At 68.7% G+C, this 18,490-nt stretch carries 20 protein-coding genes; 9 read left to right on the top strand and 11 right to left on the bottom strand.

The genetic code is table 11. The features are described from left to right. Nucleotides 1–7: 7 nt before the first annotated feature. Nucleotides 8–505, bottom strand: a complete 498-nt coding sequence (locus O1Q96_RS17570; protein ID WP_269249082.1) for a hypothetical protein — start codon at nt 503–505, stop codon at nt 8–10. Between the two features lie 447 nt (nt 506–952). On the opposite strand from O1Q96_RS17570, the gene O1Q96_RS17575 reads away from it, so the two are divergent. Together O1Q96_RS17575 and O1Q96_RS17580 are read left to right on the top strand one after the other, a co-directional pair. Beyond that, complete coding sequence (locus tag O1Q96_RS17575) at nt 953–2,014, top strand: PucR family transcriptional regulator (RefSeq protein WP_269249083.1); 1,062 nt, start codon at nt 953–955, stop codon at nt 2,012–2,014. A gap of 108 nt (nt 2,015–2,122) precedes the next feature. Next, nucleotides 2,123–2,425: a hypothetical protein gene (locus O1Q96_RS17580; RefSeq protein WP_269249084.1), complete on the top strand. Its 303-nt coding sequence runs from the start codon at nt 2,123–2,125 to the stop codon at nt 2,423–2,425. 16 nt (nt 2,426–2,441) lie between these two features. Here O1Q96_RS17580 and O1Q96_RS17585 read toward each other — a convergent pair whose 3' ends face one another. Beyond that, complete coding sequence (locus O1Q96_RS17585) at nt 2,442–3,191, bottom strand: hypothetical protein (RefSeq protein ID WP_269249085.1); 750 nt, start codon at nt 3,189–3,191, stop codon at nt 2,442–2,444. After that, a complete protein-coding gene (locus O1Q96_RS17590) occupies nt 3,188–4,537 on the bottom strand; it encodes a putative T7SS-secreted protein (RefSeq protein WP_269249086.1) in 1,350 nt (449 codons plus the stop codon). The genes O1Q96_RS17585 and O1Q96_RS17590 overlap by 4 nt, the downstream gene beginning before the upstream one ends. Nucleotides 4,538–4,696: 159 nt before the next feature. Between O1Q96_RS17590 and O1Q96_RS17595 the strand changes: the two genes are divergently transcribed. Further along, complete coding sequence (locus O1Q96_RS17595) at nt 4,697–5,302, top strand: hypothetical protein (protein ID WP_269249087.1); 606 nt, start codon at nt 4,697–4,699, stop codon at nt 5,300–5,302. Between the two features lie 422 nt (nt 5,303–5,724). On the opposite strand, the gene O1Q96_RS44465 is transcribed toward O1Q96_RS17595, so the two are convergent. The 3 genes from O1Q96_RS44465 to O1Q96_RS17605 all read right to left on the bottom strand — a co-directional run bounded on the left by O1Q96_RS44465 (nt 5,725) and on the right by O1Q96_RS17605 (nt 8,394). Beyond that, the gene (locus O1Q96_RS44465; protein WP_419586906.1) at nt 5,725–6,099 is read right to left on the bottom strand and encodes a GNAT family N-acetyltransferase; all 375 of its coding nucleotides are present in this window, start codon (nt 6,097–6,099) and stop codon (nt 5,725–5,727) included. 608 nt (nt 6,100–6,707) lie between these two features. Beyond that, nucleotides 6,708–7,166 (bottom strand): CBS domain-containing protein, encoded by a 459-nt coding sequence (locus O1Q96_RS17600; protein WP_269249088.1) that lies wholly within the window; start codon nt 7,164–7,166, stop codon nt 6,708–6,710. Further along, on the bottom strand, nt 7,153–8,394 hold the full coding sequence (locus O1Q96_RS17605; RefSeq protein WP_269249089.1) for a cation:proton antiporter: 1,242 nt from the start codon (nt 8,392–8,394) through the stop codon (nt 7,153–7,155). Before O1Q96_RS17605 ends, O1Q96_RS17600 begins: the two co-directional genes overlap by 14 nt. Before the next feature lie 450 nt (nt 8,395–8,844). On the opposite strand from O1Q96_RS17605, the gene O1Q96_RS44225 reads away from it, so the two are divergent. Beyond that, nucleotides 8,845–9,015: an STAS domain-containing protein gene (locus O1Q96_RS44225; RefSeq protein WP_419587049.1), complete on the top strand. Its 171-nt coding sequence runs from the start codon at nt 8,845–8,847 to the stop codon at nt 9,013–9,015. A 145-nt stretch (nt 9,016–9,160) separates the two neighbouring features. Here O1Q96_RS44225 and O1Q96_RS17610 read toward each other — a convergent pair whose 3' ends face one another. Continuing rightward, entirely contained in the window at nt 9,161–9,349 is a 189-nt protein-coding gene (locus O1Q96_RS17610; protein WP_269249090.1) for a hypothetical protein, read from the bottom strand. Between the two features lie 1,040 nt (nt 9,350–10,389). After that, entirely contained in the window at nt 10,390–10,572 is a 183-nt protein-coding gene (locus O1Q96_RS17615) for a hypothetical protein (protein ID WP_269249091.1), read from the bottom strand. Between the two features lie 751 nt (nt 10,573–11,323). Between O1Q96_RS17615 and nhaA the strand changes: the two genes are divergently transcribed. Further along, the gene (gene nhaA / locus O1Q96_RS17620) at nt 11,324–12,619 is read left to right on the top strand and encodes a Na+/H+ antiporter NhaA (RefSeq protein ID WP_269249092.1); all 1,296 of its coding nucleotides are present in this window, start codon (nt 11,324–11,326) and stop codon (nt 12,617–12,619) included. Then, nucleotides 12,616–13,104 (top strand): STAS domain-containing protein, encoded by a 489-nt coding sequence (locus O1Q96_RS17625; RefSeq protein ID WP_269249093.1) that lies wholly within the window; start codon nt 12,616–12,618, stop codon nt 13,102–13,104. Before nhaA ends, O1Q96_RS17625 begins: the two co-directional genes overlap by 4 nt. Before the next feature lie 62 nt (nt 13,105–13,166). On the opposite strand, the gene O1Q96_RS17630 is transcribed toward O1Q96_RS17625, so the two are convergent. Both O1Q96_RS17630 and O1Q96_RS17635 read right to left on the bottom strand, forming a co-directional pair. Next, the gene (locus O1Q96_RS17630) at nt 13,167–14,795 is read right to left on the bottom strand and encodes a hypothetical protein (RefSeq protein WP_269249094.1); all 1,629 of its coding nucleotides are present in this window, start codon (nt 14,793–14,795) and stop codon (nt 13,167–13,169) included. After that, nucleotides 14,792–15,682 carry an ABC transporter ATP-binding protein gene (locus O1Q96_RS17635; protein ID WP_269249095.1) on the bottom strand — a complete coding sequence of 297 codons (891 nt, stop codon included), beginning with the start codon at nt 15,680–15,682 and terminating at the stop codon, nt 14,792–14,794. Before O1Q96_RS17635 ends, O1Q96_RS17630 begins: the two co-directional genes overlap by 4 nt. A gap of 416 nt (nt 15,683–16,098) precedes the next feature. Here O1Q96_RS17635 and O1Q96_RS17640 point away from each other — a divergent pair, with 416 nt between their 5' ends. After that, on the top strand, nt 16,099–16,536 hold the full coding sequence (locus O1Q96_RS17640; RefSeq protein WP_269249096.1) for a DUF6300 family protein: 438 nt from the start codon (nt 16,099–16,101) through the stop codon (nt 16,534–16,536). A gap of 297 nt (nt 16,537–16,833) precedes the next feature. Here the strand turns inward: O1Q96_RS17640 and O1Q96_RS17645 are convergent, their stop codons facing one another. Continuing rightward, a complete protein-coding gene (locus O1Q96_RS17645; RefSeq protein WP_269249097.1) occupies nt 16,834–17,220 on the bottom strand; it encodes an STAS domain-containing protein in 387 nt (128 codons plus the stop codon). A 213-nt stretch (nt 17,221–17,433) separates the two neighbouring features. On the opposite strand from O1Q96_RS17645, the gene O1Q96_RS17650 reads away from it, so the two are divergent. Next, the gene (locus tag O1Q96_RS17650) at nt 17,434–17,880 is read left to right on the top strand and encodes an ATP-binding protein (protein WP_269249098.1); all 447 of its coding nucleotides are present in this window, start codon (nt 17,434–17,436) and stop codon (nt 17,878–17,880) included. 216 nt (nt 17,881–18,096) lie between these two features. Next, the gene (locus O1Q96_RS17655; protein ID WP_269249099.1) at nt 18,097–18,417 is read left to right on the top strand and encodes an STAS domain-containing protein; all 321 of its coding nucleotides are present in this window, start codon (nt 18,097–18,099) and stop codon (nt 18,415–18,417) included. The last annotated feature ends 73 nt before the right edge of the window (nt 18,418–18,490 follow it).

Genomic DNA, 18,490 nt, shown 5'->3' on the forward strand with positions numbered 1-18,490 from the left:
GTGAGGTTCAGGCGGCGCGGTCGTGTGCGTCGGACGGCACCTTGTACGGCGGGTCCTGGACTTGCTCGTCGGCCTCGCCGCGCGTACGCGGTACACCGATGCCGCCGCTGGCGAGGGCCTCGACGGGCCGGGACGGCCCCGGTTCATCGGGGGAGAGGCGGTGCAACGGCCGTACGAACAGACGAGTCAGACGCCAAGCGGCCAGCAATGATCCGACCGGCACCACGATTTTCATCAGGCCCAGGACGACTCCCGCGGGCGCGGCAGCGTGCAGCAGGATGACCGCGCCGAGACTCAGGAGCCAGGCGAACGCCGTCAGTATGGAGAACGCGACCGCGACGGGTACTCCGCCCATGCCCCAGGCGTCGAGATCCGCATCCGCGTCGTAGCTGTCGGCGCCGGCCGCTCCGAAGGCGACGAGGAGCCAGAATCCGAGGATCACGATGAGGGCGGCCGTGAACAGCAGGGAGGGGAAACCGGTCGCCGCTTCGAACAACGCGCGCATACTCATCCCCCCGGATACCGTCGCCCGACGCTGTGGGCCCTGGGGAGTCTTGGTGGCCGACGCGGTACACCTGCCGGTGTCCGGCATCGGGACCATTCCCCTTGTGCTCCCCGCCACCCATCCTGCCCGCTCAACGCCGAAGGCCGCATTGCCGGATCCCGGCAACCTTCGCTGTGGTTGTTATGCCGGTTGCCGTTGAGGGTTCGTCATCGCCGCGTCAGTAAACCGGGAAGCGTGCAACGCGTTCTCGAGGTCCCGCGGACCCACAGGCATCGCACCGTGCCGGAACAGAGCCGAGCCGTTCTCGGAGTTGAGGCTGTTGTGTTGTTTTCCGTGGTGAGCTTGCTCTCGCGTCCTGGCCGAGCTCTGACATCCCTCTGGTCTGCCACTCTTGACCATTGTGCGTTAGGAATGGGCTAGCAGAGCGTCAAGCACAGAGGAGAACGGGTGACAGTGCGGGAGATACCCGACGAGTATCTGATGGGGTATGCCCAGATACTGGCCGAGGTGGATGCAACCGGTCGCCGCCTCACTCGGGACGAACTGGAATCCCTGCGAGCCCGCGGCGAGCGCGCGGCCGAGGCTGGTCTCGGGCTACGGGCTCTTGTCCGAAGGCATCTGTCCGCGACCCGAGAGAGCTGGCCCACCCTCTCCTCTACGGGGGCCGCTCCAGTGCTTGCCGCGGTGGAGCAAGCCATCGACGCCTTTGCCGAAGGTCACGAGCGGTCACAGAAGCTCGCGGTACGGCAGGAGGAGGCCGTGCGGCGGGAGTTCATCGACGACCTGCTCTACGGCCGCAGCGACCTGGGGCGCCTGGCCGAACGCGCCGAACGCTTCGGGCTGCTCCTTGCCCGGGCCCACGCCGTGGCCGTCGCCCAGGGCGGCAATCCGCTCGAAGACATGGACCCGGCCACCCGGCAGGTGGAGAGCGCCCTGGTCGGCCGGTTCGGGCAGCGGCGCATCCTGCTCACCACGAAGGACGGGCGGCTGATCTGTATCGCGCCCGGAGACCAGGAGGACGTGCTGACGTTCTTCGCCAAGCAGGCACACGCGGCCACGGACGGCGGCCGGGTCGCTCTCGGACGACCGCACCCCGGGCCCGGGGGAGTCGTCCACTCCTACGAAGAAGCGCTCAACGCCCTCGACCTGGCCGAGCGGCTCCGGCTCGACGAGCCAGTGCTGCGCGCCGCCGACCTCCTCGTCTATCCCGTACTCACCCGGGACCGGCAGGCCATGGCGGACCTCGTCCACCAGACACTCGGCCCGCTTGACACCGCGCGTGGAGGTGCGCAGCTGCTCATCGACACGCTGACTGCGTACTTCGACACGGGCTGTGTCTCGGCCGAGGCGGCTCGCCGCCTGAACCTGAGCGTGCGCGCCTTCACCTATCGCCTGGAACGCGTTCACAAGCTGACCGGCGCCAATCCGGCGGATCCCGTGCACCGCTACACCCTGCAGACCGCGGTCATCGGTGCCCGGCTCCTGGGCTGGCCTGACAAAGAGGTGTGACGGGCCGGGCGTCGTGAAGCGGCTGGTGAAACCGTATTCTCTGCGTCTAACGTCAGTGGTCTGGAGTCACCGGATGCTGCGTGCAGCACAGAAGCTGGGGGAGCCGGAGTGTCCTTCCTGAAGTTCGCGGGCGATGAGGTGCTGGAGATGGCGGGCACGCTGGAGACCAGTGGGGGGCAGATGAAGTCGGCCTCCAAGGAGATGAAGCACGCAGACTCGGCGCAGATCGGCCACGGCGGCCTAGAGTCCGCGTGTGACGACTTCGCGGATTCCTGGGATTACGGCTTCGGTGAGCTCTCCAAACTCACCAAGGGCGTCTCGAAGTTCGCCAAGAAGGCCGCGGAGGAGTTCCGAAAGCTGGACGACAAGCTGTACGACGAGTTGAAGAAGACGAGTGACGGCAAGCGGTAGCCGTCGCTCAACCGGCTCAGGACCTCGCGTCCGCCGGTACATCGAACGTGAAGGTCCGGCCGATCTGCGCCAGACGTCCGCAGTAGGAGTCCAGCAGGAACACCGATGGCGTGGAGATCGTCACGTACGCGCAGTAGTCGCGCGGGGCCGGAACGATCAGCTGGAGCAGGGCCATGGGAAGCGTCGGGCGCACTGCCTTCCCCGTACCGGCGATGTCCGCGATGCCGGTCTCGGCCGCGAAGCTCGCGGGCAGGGTGAGCATGCGCAGGGAGGCGGACATGACGCCCGGTCCGGACGGCAGTTTGGCCGCGAGCAGCATGTCCTGTCTGCCCTGCACGCCTTTGCCGAGGGCGAAGTCCAGCTCTTGGAGGTGGCTCTCGCGGGCGAAGAATTTCCGTTCCTTCGCGCGGTAGATGCCTTCGGCGGCCAGCAGCCGGTCCCGGTGCCCGCTCGGTTTGACGGTGACGGCGAGCAGGCCCATGGACAGCCGCTCGTCACCGGCCACGTCCTCGGTGCCCAGGCACATGGCGGTGAGGGCGACGGTCTCCTCACCGCCTGCGGACAGGCCGGGCAGGGTGGCGCGCAATTGCTCGCTCGCAGAGGCGAGTTGCTGCTCGTCGGCATCTGGCATGAGTTTGGCCAGCGCCTCCTGCCAGCCGTCGGAGGCGGTGGGGTCGGGCAGGCGGATGAACTCGTCGGGGACGGTGTACTGGAAGGCGTACGGGATCTCCCGCGTGGCCGCGGCTTCGACCGGGTTGTGGGTCATGCGACGGTTCCGAAGTTCGAGGGCTGCAGGCCTCTGGTGAAGCTGTCTCCGGCGGAGGTGAGCGTCGTGCCCGTGTCGAACTGAGGTCCCAGCGGCCCGGGGGCCATGGTCGTGGGCTCGTTGTCGGGGGCCTCGTAGTCGAAGAACCCGGCCGCCGGGCCGACGACGGGGATGTCGGAGATGTTCCAGTCGCCGTCCAGCCACCGACCCTCGTTGGTGTTGGAGCCGAACGCGAAGCCCGCGCCGGTCACCGTGCCGACGATGTCGAGGGTCCGGCCGGTGGCGACATGGACCCAGCCCTGTCCCGCCATGGCGAAGCCGCGCATCGAGTTGGCCATGCCGCTGGGGATCTTGGCGATGTTGCCCCAGGCGCCGGGGCCGATCCTGCCGAGTGTCGCCATGAAGCCCTCGGACGCCCGCAGTGTCCGCCCGGACTGCACCATCAGCCGGCCCGCCTGGGCGAGTTTGGCGCCCGCGAGACCCACGCCGCCGGCGACCACGCCGAGCGCGTCCCAGGCGAGCGTCTGCCAGGTCACGCCCTCGGCGCCGCCGATCATCGCGGCACTGTGCGCGGCCAGCGCACCCACGCCGACGATGAAGCCGATCAGACCGAGTGCGCCCACCCCGGTACCGAGCGCCAGGGCGACGAGGCAGATCACCCCGATGACCATGGCGATGTCGGCGAGGATGTCGCCGACCAGCTTCCAGAAGTTCGGGTCCGACAAGACGTTCCAGGCATCGGACAGGAAGTCCGTGAACCCGTCCACCAGGTCGTCGAACCAGCCGGGTTCGGGCGGAGCGTCGTCCGCCGCGTCCTTGATCGTACGAGCCGTCGCGTCCGCCGCGGTCGTGTACTCCGTGTGCAGCGTGCGGGCCCGATCTCGGATGGCCTCCAGCTCGTCGTTGGCTGTGTCGTACGCCTTCTTCTTGTCCTCGTCGCGCTCTTCCTTCTCGGAGAGCGCGGATGTCTCTTTCGGCAAGCCGTCGAGAGTGCCCTTCGTGGCGCTCACCTTCTGCGCGGCTGCGGCGGCTTCCTCCTCCAGTTTGCGGGCCCGCGTCTGGAAGCCGTCCAGGCTGGTCTCCCAGCCGGACAGCGCCCGGTGGGCCGAACTGATCGAGCCGAGCGCCTTCTTGAGATACGGGGGAATCTTCTCCACGGACTTCGTGAACGTGTCGGCGGACTTGCCCACCCAGATCCCGTCGGACGTACCGATCTTGCTGAGCTGCGTCTGCGCGGTACCGCTGTCCCGGTCGGCCCGGCCGATCGCGGAGACCATCAGCCGCACGGTCTCCAGGTCGCCCGGCGCCGGATCGAACCCGAGATGGGGATACTTCGACGAACCCACTGCTTTGTCCCCCTACATTGCTGTTCGCCTCCCGCCGGTGGGGAGACGGATCATCCAGGTGATAGGAAGCTATCCGTGAGGTGAGTGGTTCCGCCATCGTCGTGACCACACCGCCACGGCATGCTGACAGTGCCTACAAATCCGGATCCAGGAGGCGCGATGTTCCTGCAGCCCCAGCTGAAGGCTCTGTTGAGGGACGGCTCGCAGGGCACGCAGCGGCACGATGCCCGCAATCTTCAGCGGTCCTGGCGGAAGTTCGCCGCCTTCGCCTACATCGCCGAGCAGTACGGCTACGAGTACGACGGCCTCTCCCCGATCTCGCCGAAGGGAAGCCCCAACCCGTACTTTGCCTTCCGCCGCACACCGGACGCGGTGGAGCGCGCCACCCGGACCGCAGGGCAATACCCCGCCGCACTCCAGGGCGGCCCGCTGCCGGGCATGCGCCCTGGTGGGAACCGCCTGCGCCCGTTGGCCGAAGCCCGGCGGGACGTCGACCTGCTGCACGCCCGCATCATGGTCGACTACAGCCGCACCCACCGGCGGCGCGGCCTGATCGCGCTGGTGATCCTCCCGCTCGCCATGCTCATCCCGCTCTCCCAGACCGGCTTCACCTCGGCCGCCCTGGGGGTCTGCGCCGCTATCTGGCTGTTCTTCGCCGCTCTGTGGGCCCTGGGCCTGCTTCTCGCCAGGCGCCGCCTCACCAAGTACGGACGCGTCCTGGCCGCGGCCGGAATCGACTGGCCGACGGCGCAGGCGCGCACGTGATTGCCGGACTCCGGAAGGCGCCCCGGGCAGGTATGTGCCGGTGACGGTCAGTGATCCGGGCAGGCCGCGTCCGCAGAATTGACCGTGTGTACGAACTCCATCCTGTGAGGCGGATGAGGGGTTGGGGCGGAGGGCTCCCGGTTGGCACCGGCACGAACCCCTGACGAACGGGGATACGGATGGTGCTTGTGGTGATCACCGGCGTCGCCATAGTCACGCTTGTGACCTGGGCAATGGGAGTTCTTGTCCGGCGAGAGCGCCAACGCCTCGGCACCAGCGCCGAGGCGCACCGGATCGAGTCGGCGGCCACCCGAGGTATCCGAGACGCGCGCCGCCATGCCCGGTCCCTTCACCACATCGGGGGTGCCGGAGGCATCAGCCGACTGCCCGACCACGATCCGCGCCACTGACGGCGTGTTGCTTCAGCGGAACGACCGGCCTTCCAGCCAACGCTGCCGTGTCCGTCGGAACCAGCCTGTGAGATGGGAGCACAACGGGCCGCCGTGCGGCAGTGCCACCGTCGTCTCCCGCGCCATCGAGGTGAAGAATCCCCGCCCGGCTCGGCTCTGCAACGTGGTACTCCACCGGTAGCCGGGGTGGTGGGCGAGCAGAGAATGGACCAGCTCGCGTCCCAGTCCTTGCCCTTGCCAGGTGTCGCAGATCCAGATGTCCACAATTCGCCCTGCACGGCACGCCTTGCAGGCACGGAAACGCAACTGTCCAATGACGCGATTTCCCCTGTTCAGCGAGACGATCTGGATGGATGCGGCCGGGGCGGACGCGGTAGTCCTGTTCACCCGTGGCGATTGTTGATTCTGAGCGCTGCCACTCCATGCCCAGACCAATGAATTCCGCCTTCCGAAAACGCCGATGCATGGTGAGGAGCGGACTGAAGGGGGAGATGCGGCGCTGGTCCTGGCGTCGCCGCCGGTTCAACGATGCCCATCGTTCGAGTCCTCCCTCCTCACTTCCGCAGGGCCGGTATGGCAGGTCGACGATGTGGGCGACGAGCGCCCCGGCAAGTACTGCCCAGGCCGTTGCGGCGAAACCGACCGTCTGTCAGCCACCGACCGAGACAAGCGAGGCGGTGGCTGGCAGACGGTCGCACATCCGTTGGAAAGGAAAGACCACTCGCGGCGGACGCTTCCCGGTTGACGGATTTCCACCAGATCGGTCCCGATGACCAGCATGGCCACGACGGTCACGGGCGCGACCACTGACGACTCCACGTGTGCTCTCAATTCGATCCAACTCGTCGGTTCCGGCGACGGGCGGGGCTTGTGCGAGGCACATCTGGCTAGCGTCAGGCAGAGCGCCTTGCAGGCCCGGGGCTGCGGTCGAGGAGGCGGGCGGGCGCGAAGCAGCCCGGCCAGACATCGCTCGCAACCATGGCCGCTCCAGTCGCTCATGAACCTCCGGCGAAGTGCTCCAACAGCGAGGCCGCAGTGATCGCGCCGATCAGGGCGGCTTTGCCGCCGCTGCGTTCGACGACCGCGACGACCGAGGTGTCCTTGCGTGTCATCAGCGCCGCGATCTGCATGGGCGAAGCGTCCGGGCCGACCACGGCAGCGGTGATGGTGCGGCGCGGCAGCCACTCGATCACCGATCGTCCCACCATCGATGCTCTGGCGTCGTCGTCGAACCGGTTATCGATCACCGAAGCGAGGAGCAGGTCATCCTGGACTCTGTCGGGCACAAGCGCCGTGACGAGACGGGTGGCGGACACGATCGCATACGGATACTGGTCCGGGTCGAGGACCAGCAGGGCGGGCAACTGCTCGCGCGCCACCAGTCGGACTGCATCGAGCACGTCATCGTCCGAAGACACGGTGGGATAGCACCTGGCCAGATCACGTGCGTACATCAGCGGAGGTCTCCTTGGTCGGTGCGTCGGCGTCCTCGCGGCCCGACGGGATCCCGGCCAGGTCGTCGACGTCGAAGGCACGGGCGATCGGCACGTCCGTGGAGCTGTGGGCGATGATCGAGAAGGCGATGCAGACCGCGATCAGCGTGAACGCCGCTTCGGCCTGCGGGATGCCGGACTGCAGCACCAGCAGGCCGTAGACCACCGACGCGAAGCCCTTCGGGCCGAACCAGGCGGCCACCAGCCTCTCCCTGCGCGAGATGCTCGTGCCGAGCAGGGAGAGCAGCAGTGACGCCGGGCGGATCAGGACGATCGCCAGGACTGCTGCCACGTAGCCGCCGACTGACAGGTCGCCGAAAAGCTGGGGCGTCAACAGTGCGCCGAAGACCAGCAGCGCCGCGAATTTCGCGAGCTCCGCCAGAGCCTCGCCGAGCGGCTCGAAGGACTGCTTCGCCTCCGGAGAGACGTGGACCAGCGTCGCGCCGGCCGAGAACGCGGCCAGGTAAGGGTTGGCGTGGGTCAGGTGGCAGGTCGCGTACAGGATGATCCCGGTCGCCAGCGGCAGCAGCGGCTGCAGCTTCGGCTCCGCGCCCAACAGCCGGAAGCGCACCAGCCCGCTGACGAGGAGCGGGAGCGCGACACCGAACACGAGGCCGAGCAGCAGTTCCAAAGCGATCTTGGAACCGGAGGCCTCAGCACTGTCGGAAGTCGGGCCCGCGGCGGCAATGAGGATGAGCACAATCGGCAGGGCCAGACCGTCGTTGATGCCGCTCTCGATGTTCAGCAACTGCCGCAGCTTGGCGGGGACTTCACGGCGCCCCACGATTGCCGAGGCGAACACCGGGTCGGTGGGCGCCAGGACCGCACCCACCAGGAACGATGTCGTCCAGTCCAGGCCCACCAAGAAGTGCGTGATCAGCGCCATGAAGACAAACGCGAGAGGCATGCCCAGCCCCAGAGCACGCGCCGGATTCTTCCAGTTGGCCCGCAGCTTGGGCAGAGAGACGTGCATGCCGTCGGTGAACAGCACCGCGAACAGCGCCAGGTCGGCCGTTATGGCCACGATCTCACTGTCCGGCGTGATGTGAATCAGGCCGAGGAAGCCGTCGCTGACGAGCGCTCCGCCGACGAGGAAGAGGAATGACGTGGAAAGCACTGTCCGGGCCGCCAGGCCCGACAACAGAACCGCCACCAACAGTGCAACGCCGAACACCGCCACAAGCACCATGACGGACCCCCGATCGGAAGAGAGAGTGATCCCCTACTCGCCGACCAGGCTTCCCGGCACACCGAGGGGAACCTTACAGGTCCTTGACGCATCTTTGACAGACCGCGCATGCGCACGATGCGCTACCCGAGATTGCCGGATCTCGGCAATCTCGGGTAGCGGCAGCGGTCTCGACGTGTTTAGGCGCGGTTCAGCTCGATGTCCGCTCTTCCGGGCGGCGGCCGCGGCGCGAGGCCCGTACGCAGGTACTCAGGTGCGCCGGGAAGTCTGGTCGGCAGGTGATGGCCCACGGCCCTGGAGCCCCGCTTCTAGACTCTTCCCCCGGACGGCAGCCAGCAGGGCAGCCCTCGCTGCTGGGCCCGGGCAGTCGCCTGCGTCGTCCGTTCCGGGGCGCAGGCTCAGAACCGAGATCGCGCATGACAGGGCCGTCCCCCACCTGCCGGGGGGGAGATCACCTCGCACAACACGAGACGGCTCGGAACGGATCTCGCGGAACTCTTGCGCCCGGGAATCGCCGTGCTTGTGATCGACCTCGGCAAGGTGACCTACCTCGGCAGTGATGGTGCAGAGGTGATCTTCATGGCGCTGCGGGCCGCGCGCGGGCTCACGGCACACGCGTGATCGCCACCCACGTGGGTCCTCAGCCCCGCGCCACCCTCCAACAGCTGGGACTGCTCCGGGCCGTCGACGTGTACGCAGGCGACGGCCCGAACCCTTCACAAGGCAGAGGCGAGTAACCGCCGCCGGCAGTCGTCGGCGGCTGGGATTATTGGCGGAACTGCTGGCGCCAATTATCGATCAGCGCGGGTATCTCGCGCGTCACGTAGACGTAGAAGACCTGCATCAGCGGCGCCATCCGTACCAGTTTTGCCGCCGACCCGCGCTGCCACAGGGTGGCTGCGAAAGCGAGCCGCTCGCGGGCCTGATGTACGCCCTGGGGGCTGGCACTCTGCACGCTCGCCTACCTCGCCGGCGATGCACTGCTCAGCGGCGGCAGATACGCCAGCGCGAGCCTCTACCCGCTCGGCATAGCCTCCGGCGCCGCGCTGCCCACGCCCCGGCCAGGCGCTGTTACGGGCCACCGACCCGAGGACGGTGCGCACTGGGGTAGTCGGCATCCATGACAGATCGGCCTTGGACCGCGGCGCTGAAAGACGGCGCCCTGGCACGCAGACGATCCTCGGCGTTCGGTACGGCGACGGGGCCACCGCGATCGGTCATACCTCTGGCTTTGCCTGCCGGTCAGGTTACGGGGTACTGCCCATCTCCGCGGTGAGGACCTCGGGGTCGCTGCCGAATCACCGGACCATCTTGTGAAACTCCCAGCCGTAGAGGCGTCCCGGGTGAACTCCCCGACCGCTGTGACGGTGCATCCGGAGATCTGTGCGAAGTCGTCCTTGAGGAGTTCCTTGTCGCCTTCGGCGACGAGCACTCCGGCATTCGATAGGTGACTGAACGTTTTTGGGGCCGCTGTTCTGATGGATTGCCACGCCCACGACCACCCGTGCGAAGGAGGGAGCGAGGCGACCGAGCTCCACGCTTACTTCCCGGCACGATGGTGCTCCTCGCGGCCGGCTGGTTCTTCGTCTACAGCCCCATCTTCTGGCCACGCGGCGTATGGACGATGCTCGGCTTCGCCCTGGGCCTCGCACTGCTCGCCTGGGGACTGCGGTTGAGCGACCCACCGGCAGGGTCGACATGCTGCCCCGCCACCCAGCGGGCGATCACGAAACTGGAGAGTGACCGTGCCGCAGCTCATGTCGAACAGGTGCTGGACTTCTACCGATCCGGAATCATGGAGGGCAACACGACCGCCAGAACTGAGCCCCTGCCGACCTACGACATGGCTCGGCTGGATCGCTGTTCCACGCGTCTTCGACTGCTGCAGGAAGTCGATGCGAGCAGGGATATTCAGCAGGCTACTACGGTGTGGCAGTCGCTGATCTACGCCCCGGGCTACCGGCGTTGGCTGCCGGTATCTCCCGACGGTCTGTGTCAGCTGTCGTCCCGGACGGCGGGGGCGTGGTCCGCTTCGGTGGCGGAACGGACTGGCTGGTCAGCAGGGGCAACGGTCGCCGCGACTCGGACGGCTGCGGTTGCCAGGTATCCGCCGCCGATGACACTCAGTGGACTCGGTGCTGCGGGCTTGTGGTTGTCACGCTCGTTGGGCCTGCTCATGCTCGACTCCTCGTGGTTGTGCCACCGCCACTCGGGGCCGGTGGCGAGAGGCCAGGCTTGCCGGTTCAGGAGCCTGAATGCAGTTGGTTGGGCATCGCGTCAACCTCTCGTAAGAACTGGTGCGCATGCCTCCCACTTCAAGCCCTCATCTCGGGGGTCAGGATGCCGCCCCCACCACCGATCAAGAAGAACGCGACGTCCCGGCGCCCTCGGCCCGCGCAGCGCCGCGATTCCGGCCCGACAGCCTCCTGGGCCTGGCAGTCATCACGTGATTGGACCAGGGAACATGCTGCACCCCTTCTGAGCTGTAGAAACAGCCTTCGCTCAAGTCCCAGGGAGGCGTCAGCGGGATCGGCTGGGCTGTGCCCTGGCTGTTGTCGCAGGTACTGCTGTGGGTGTGGCGGTGAGGTACGCGGCGTGCTTCACCCTCACGGGGGTGTGCTGCCCGATCGCTTCGGTCCCGGGGCCCTTCGCCCGAGCCTCGGTCCGCACGGCGGCCCCCCGGCGGTCCGTGGTCCCGACGAGTCTGGTGTCATCACTCATCAGGCCCCGTGATCGGCGCACAAATCGTGGCAGCGTCACCTGTTCTCGCTGGCAGACAGCGTGAGGCGGGCGGGGCGGACTGGGCGCGGTGGCCTGCTGCGGATAGGGTGCAAAGAACGCGTCAAGACGATGCGGGGTGTGCCGGGAAGTCTGGTCGGCGTCCGTAGGGCCGTGTGCCCTTTTGCCGATACCCCGGAGGTTTGCCGTCGTGGCCGCCACCCCGCCCCGTGCCCCGTTTCTCGGTCTTCTGCCCTGGCCTGAGCGGCAGGCCGTGGCCCGGGCGCTGCGCACCGAGACGGTGGGCGGCATGGTCCTGCTGGCTGCCGCGGTGGTGGCGCTGGTGTGGGCGAACACTCCGTTCAGCAGCACCTATACCGCCATCCGCGACTTCCACTTCGGGATACCCGCGCTGGGGCTGGACCTGTCGGTCGGCCACTGGACCTCCGACGGTCTGCTGAGCGTCTTCTTCCTGGTCGCCGGGATCGAGCTGAAGCGGGAACTGGTGGTCGGCTCGCTGCGCACCCCGGCCACCGCCGCACTGCCGGTGATCGCCGCCGTGTGCGGCATGGCCGTGCCTGCCGCCTTCTATGCGGTCACGGTCGCGGCTGGCGGGGGCAGCATGGACGGCTGGGCGGTGCCGATGGCCACCGACATCGCCTTCGCCCTGGCGGTCCTGGCGGTCATCTCCACCCACCTGCCGACTGCCCTGCGGGCTTTCCTGCTGACCCTCGCGGTCGTCGACGACCTCGGCGCGATCCTGATCATCGCCGTGTTCTTCACCTCCGACCTCAATTACTGGGCGCTGGCCGGGGCGGCCGCCGGGCTGATCGTCTTCTACGTCCTGCAGCGGCTGCGTGTGCGCGGCTGGTGGTGGTACCTGCCGCTCGGCATCGTGATCTGGGCGCTGATGTACAACGGCGGCATCCACGCCACCGTCGCGGGGGTCGCGATGGGCCTGATCCTGCGCGCCACCCGCGAGGAGGGAGAACAGGAATCTCCCGGCGCACGCACCGGGTACCTGCTGCACCCGCTCTCTGCCGCGCTCTGTGTGCCGCTGTTCGCCCTGTTCGCCGCCGGGGTCAGCGTCTCCGGCGACGCACTGGGCAAGGTGTTCACCACCCCCGAACCCCTCGGAGTGATCGCCGGCCTGCTCGCGGGCAAGATCCTCGGCATCTTCGCCGGCACCTATCTGGCCGCCCGCTTCACCCGCGCCCAGCTCAACCCGGACCTGGCCTGGGCCGACGTCTTCGGCCTGGCGACACTGGCCGGCATCGGCTTCACCGTCGCCCTGCTCATCGGCGAACTCGCCTTCCCCGCCAGCGCCGTCGGAGAACACGTCAAAGCCGCCGTCCTGATCGCCTCACTGGCCGCCGCCCTGCTCGCCTCCCTGCTCCTGCGCCGCAGGAACACCGTCTACCGGCGCCTGTACGAGGAGGAAAACCTCGACCAGGACGCCGACGGCATCCCCGACATCTACCAGCGCACCGAAGGCACCAGCCCATGACCCCGCCGCTGCATCGTCACCTGCTCACCGCGGCCTTGTGGCTGCTGCTCTGCGCCCTGGCCACCGCAGCCGCCCTCCACCTCACACCGGCATGGGCCAAGGTCCTGTGCCTGATCGCCGCCGCTGCGGCACTGCGTATCGGGGCGAAGGTTGCCTGGCCAACCGTCCGTCCTGCCTTCCGTCGAGCCCCGCCGCAGGTTCCGGGAGTCATCCGCCTGCGCGGAGAGATCAGTGCCGTTACCGCGGACAAGACGACGCGTCAGCTGACCGACGCCCTGGCCACCCGTCCCGGGGCACTGGAGATTGACATGTCCCGGATCGACGTTCTCACCAGCGACGGCGCGATGGCATTCCTCACCGCCGCCCGCATCGCCCACCAGCAGGGCACACGCGTCACCATCCGTAACGCCAGCCCCCAGGCACGCGCCACCTTGCACACACTCGGCCTGGACCGACTCCAGCACTACCACGGCGAAGAGACGTGACTTTGGCTCTGCCGCCGCAGCGAGTGGCAGATGGGCGCATGGTCGGCCTGGCCGCCGCAGCTTCAGCCGCGCAGGTCCCGTAGGCGGTAGCCGGCGACACCCGCGGCCGCGGTGAGTGCGGCAAGGGCTGTCATCAGGACGGCGGCGGGCCAGTTGACGGGATCGGCGGGTACGGCGGCCATGTGTGCGAACGGGGACAGCCGGCCCGCCCATGCCGGCCATCCGGAACTGTCGGCGATGACGTTCAGCAGGAACCCGCCTGCGGCTGGCAACGAGCTGATGGCGGCGACCGCGCGTGGCGCCCAGCCCAGCGCGAGTACTCCGGTGCCCAGGCACAGGAGCACGATGGGCAGCACGTTCCAGGCTCCGGACAGAGCGGGGAGGAGGCTGAGATCGGCGCCGACGGCCCTTGCCCCGGCCCAGGTGGCGAAGCCGGCGGCGGTGGTGAGCACGATGACGCCGGCGAGCGTGGCGGTGATCTCGCTGGTGAGCGCTTTCGTCCGGGTGAGGGGCTGGGCGTACAGGAGAGTCAGCCGCCGGCCGGTCTCGTCGGCGGCGAACGCGGCGAGGCGGACCGCGGCGAAGACGCCGGCCGGGACGGCCAGGAGCGTGAACAGCGTGGCGGTGTATCCCTGGAGTGTGCCGAGTCCGGTGAAGCCGGCCTGCGCGGCGAGGTCGGCGAACCGTGGATTGTCGGTGAGGAAGTCCGTCATCGACACGACCAGCACCCCGATGAGCAGGTAGTACGCGCCCACCCCCAGGGTCCAGGCAGCCAAGGGCCGTACCAGCCGCCGCACCGCGAACGCCTGGACGGACCCCAGCAGTCTCATCCGGGGGGCCCGGCCGGAGGGAGAGCGCAGGTAGCCGCCGCGGATGTCCCGCCCCCGGGCGGCGGTCGCGGCACCAGTGGCCAGTGCCAGGCCGGCGGCTGCCAGGACCAGCAGAGGCCAGGTCCGGTTCCCGTCGTACGCGCGGGTCAGCGCCATCAGCCCGAACGGGGAGAGCCAGCGCAGCCACCCCCAGGCGGCGACACCGTCCCCGGCCATCTTCAGCAGCATGCTCACACCGAGGACCACCACCGCCGCCCCGCTGGCCGACGCCCGGCTCGCGAACACCTGAGCAGTCATCGTGCCCACCGCGACGAAGACCACACCGCACAAACCCAGACCGGCACTGTGCACCGCGGCACCGCCTGCGGTCGCACCCGCCGCGACCAGCCCGGCGAACGCGGCTGCCCCCGCGAGGAGCGACGCCGCCACCAAAACAGCGAGGTGACGTGCCACCACGCTCGTGACCGGCACCCGTCCGGCCAGCAGCACATCCCACCGGCCGGAATCCTCCTCACCCCGGGTGATCCGCGTCGCGGCGAGCAGCCCCCACACCGCCAGCACGACCGTCAGGACCGTCCCCGTGCGCCACACCGCGAACCCGCCCGCGTCATCCAACGCGACCGGTTCACCGAACAGGGTGCGGATCGCCGGGTTCCCCGCCAGCGCCGCCAGGGCCGCCGCATCCGCCGGGTTCTTCACAGTGCTCCCGTAGGCGGCCACCGCCACCGCCGACATCCCGGCCGCGAGCCCGGTCACGACGAGCGCGCCACGCCATGTCTGGCGTAGGGCCAGAACCGTCACCGCCCGGCCCGCCACCCAGCCGGGAGCGGTGCGCCCGACCGGAGCGTCCGCGGCCGTCACCGCTGCTGCCCGCCGTAGTAGCCGAGGAAGATTTCCTCCAGTGAGGGTTCGCGCACCGCGAGGCTGACCACATCCGCCGCCGCCAGCACCTGCAGCACCCGCCCGGGCGGGCCGGTGAGCGTGAACCGCACCGAGTCCGCGCCTGTCACCTCGACCGCCTCCACACCGGGCATCTGGGCCAAGTCCGGTGGCGCGCCGGTGAAACTCGCCGTCACTTCGGTGCGGTGCAGCCGTCGCAGATCTGCCACGGCGGCGACGTCGACGAGCCGGCCGGCGCGCAGGATCGCCACCTTGTCGCAAACTGCCTCGACCTCGGCAAGCTGGTGGGAGCTGAGGAACACCGTCTGCCCATTGTCCCGGGCCTCGCGGACCGCGTGGCGGAACTCGCGTTCCACCAGCGGGTCCAGACCGCTGGTCGGCTCGTCCAGCACGAGCAAAGGCGCCCGGGTGGCGAACGCGGCCACCAGCGTCACCTTCTGCCGGTTGCCCGTCGAGTACGCCCGGCCTGGCTTGGACAGGTCGAGGTCGAACCGGTCGACCAGCGCATCCCGGTAAGACCGGTCAATCCCAGGGCCCGTGCGCGCGAGCAGCTCAAGGATCTCGGCGCCGGTCAGCTGCGGCCACAACGCCACATCGGCTGGCACGTACGCCAAGCGACGGTGTGTCGTAGCGACGTCAGCCGCGTCGGTACCGAAGAGCGACGCCCGGCCGGTGGTCGGGCGGGCCAGCCCCAGCAGCAGCCGGATGGTGGTGGACTTGCCCGCACCGTTGGGACCCAGGAAGCCGAACACCTCCCCGGCCGGGACACTCAGATCCAACCCGTCCAGCGCCAGGACACGGCCATAGCGCTTGGTCAGGGACTGAGTACGGATCGCGGGCGAGACCATGAGGGCCTCCGGAGTCGACGCGGCGGGCACACGGCCCCTAATCGCCGACCAGACTTCCCGGCACACCGCTAGTGAACATACTCGCGCCGGATCACGCCGGACAAGACACCGGAACCGTGTGAACGCTGCGGACTCCGATCACCGGCCAGCAGGGCCGCCTCTACCACCAAGCATCACCGGAAGACGGCCGCCACTGCCCGACTGCCGCGCTAGCATCCAGCAGCAACCCCTGACGCTGCGCCAGGCCGTCTTCGGGAAGCGCCTGGGCAATCGGTAACGGACCGTCACCCGGCCAAGCGGGGGTGCCGGGGTCTCTGCGGGCGCAGGCACCCGTCCGTTCACACCTCTTGACGCTGATCAAGAGGCGGGCGGATCGTGGCCATTCGTGCAGGTCCACCGTGAAGGCAGGGGCTTGTATGAAGTCGTTCTCCTGGCGCTATCTGGTGTACGCCGACGGGGCGTTCTACCGGATGAGCAGCCTCGACAACTGCACCGACGCCGGCCTCGCCCACATGAATGCAATGCGCGGCAGGGATGCCGAAGACGAAGGGGAGAGGCCGACCCGGCGGCCGGGTTCGCGCTGCGGGGGCGACCTCATGCTGCACTGGCATGGCCCGTGGGGGACCGGGGTGTGGATGGAGTTGTGTCCGGCCTGCGACGCCGACTGGCCCGTCGCCCGCGCGTTCATCCGCTGGCACCGTGGCCCCGACCGCGATCCCACGATCCTGCAGGGGCTGTTCGAGGACTGGGAGACCGAGACCATGCACGCCCAGGGCTGGTCCCGCGCCGGCGAACCTGAGGTGCCACCCGCCCCGCTGGTACATCCCCGAGCCGTACCGCGCGGGGAAGGCTGAGGCGATTCATGCAGGGGCCCGGGGCCGGGCGGGGTTCGGGCCCCTGCACCGCACACCTACGGGGAGTCAGTGCGCTGGATCTGCCCAACGATGCCGGCGCCTCAGGGACACGTAGGGCTGAGGTGGTGGGCCCGTGCCGGTTCCGTCAACGCGGCACGGACCCGGACCCGAACTTATACAGCCCGCGGCGCGGCGGCCACCCCCGACGCCCGTCCGGTTACGTCTTCTCCAGCATCAGCGGTCGGCACGGTTGGCGGGCTCAGCTTGCCCAGGCGGTCACCCGGACGCCGCGACCTTCTACTCACCCTGTTCACAGGGTGAGGCGGTGAGGGCCTGTTCGACGGTGGGATAGCAGGGGATGAGCTGATCCAGGCCGATGATCTGAAGGACCCGCAGGACGGCTTCCTGGGCGTCGGCGATGCGCACCCAGCCCTCAGTGCCGCTCGCGGCCTGGCGAGCGGTGAGGAAGACGTTGATACCGCTGGAGTCCATGAACGTCACCCCGCTGAAGTCCGCGACCACCCGCGGCGGCGTCACGTCGCCCGAGGACAGCATCGCCTCGGCGAGCATGTCCTTGACGGTGTGGTCGATCTCGCCGCGCAGGGTGACCACCCGGATGCCGTCGATGGTGGTGTGGCCGATCGACAGCTGGCCGGACTGGGCTGCTCCGTGGGTCTCTGTCACCGTTTCCTCGATTGCGCTCACCGCCGGGGGATGGGAACTCCGACACGCTATGCGCTGCAAGCCTGCCCCGACGGTACGGCGAACAACCGATCACCATTTTAGTGGGAGTCCAGGCACATGTGAGAGACGGGGTGGGGTAAGCGCAGCGTGTGAACGGGGGAACAATCAAGGTGGACCTGGTGGAAAGCAGTTCCCGAGGGCGAGGGCGGCTGGGTGCGTGATGCCCAACCGATCCAGGACACGGTCGCCCTGGACGGTGACGGGTCCGTCATCGCTCAGGCGCGCCACCGTGCGGCGGACTTCCTCGCCCGTGTCCAGGCTGAGCACGGTTTGCCGGTGTCGGCGCGCGCGATGGACCTGACCCAGCTGGTGGTCAGCGAGCTGGTCACCAACGCCCGCAAGTACGCTCCCGGACCGGTGCTGATGGAACTGTGCATCGTGGGCGCCGCGGTGGAAGTGACCGTCTGGGACAGTGACCCGGTCCTGCCGGTGGCCAGAGCCGCTGACGCGGGCCGAGTCGGACAGCACGGCCTGGAGATCATCATGGCCGTCACCCAGGGCTTCGCAGTCCAGCAGGAACCCGTCGGCAAACGCATCACCGCCCGCATCGCCCTCCTCGACGACCCCAACGGCCACGTCAGCGGACGCCGCCCCCAGTAACGGTCGTGCCCCTGCCGCCCCGCAACGCCCAATGCTGATGCCACCCGCCCCTCTCCCGCACAGGAGGGCAACGAGGGATGCAGCTACCTCAAGCTGCACCCGCGACCGTGGCACGCGTACTGTGATGCCAGCTCATCCCCCTGCCAAGCGAAAGGGATGGGTGGTGTGCCGGGAAGTCTGGTCGGCGACGTCTCCGTTGCGCCCGGAAGGCTTCCCGTGCCGCTCACACCCCCGCCCCGCCATCGTGCTCGCACCGTCGTCCGGCTGCGAGGAGAGCTGACCCCCAGGACAGCGCCCCGCCCCGGCAGGAAACTCGCGAGCGCCCTCGCCCGGGCCCCCGACATCATCGAAGTAGACCTCACCGAGGCCACCTGCCTCACCCCGGACGCCAGCGGGCTCCAGCTGGCCTGCGCAGCCACCGCGCGCCGCTTGGGTACGTCTTCCGTCATCACCCACGCCTCGCCCCGCCACCTGCAGATGCTCCGGGAGCTGGGCATGCAGCACCTCATGGACGAACCCCTTCTTCCTGACCCGTAGCTCCACCACGAGACAAGAGCCAGGCGATGTCACCCCGAAACACTCCTCCCTTCCCGTCTTCCCCCACCCCACG

This window comes from Streptomyces aurantiacus, assembly GCF_027107535.1.
In the GTDB taxonomy this organism is placed as follows: domain Bacteria; phylum Actinomycetota; class Actinomycetes; order Streptomycetales; family Streptomycetaceae; genus Streptomyces.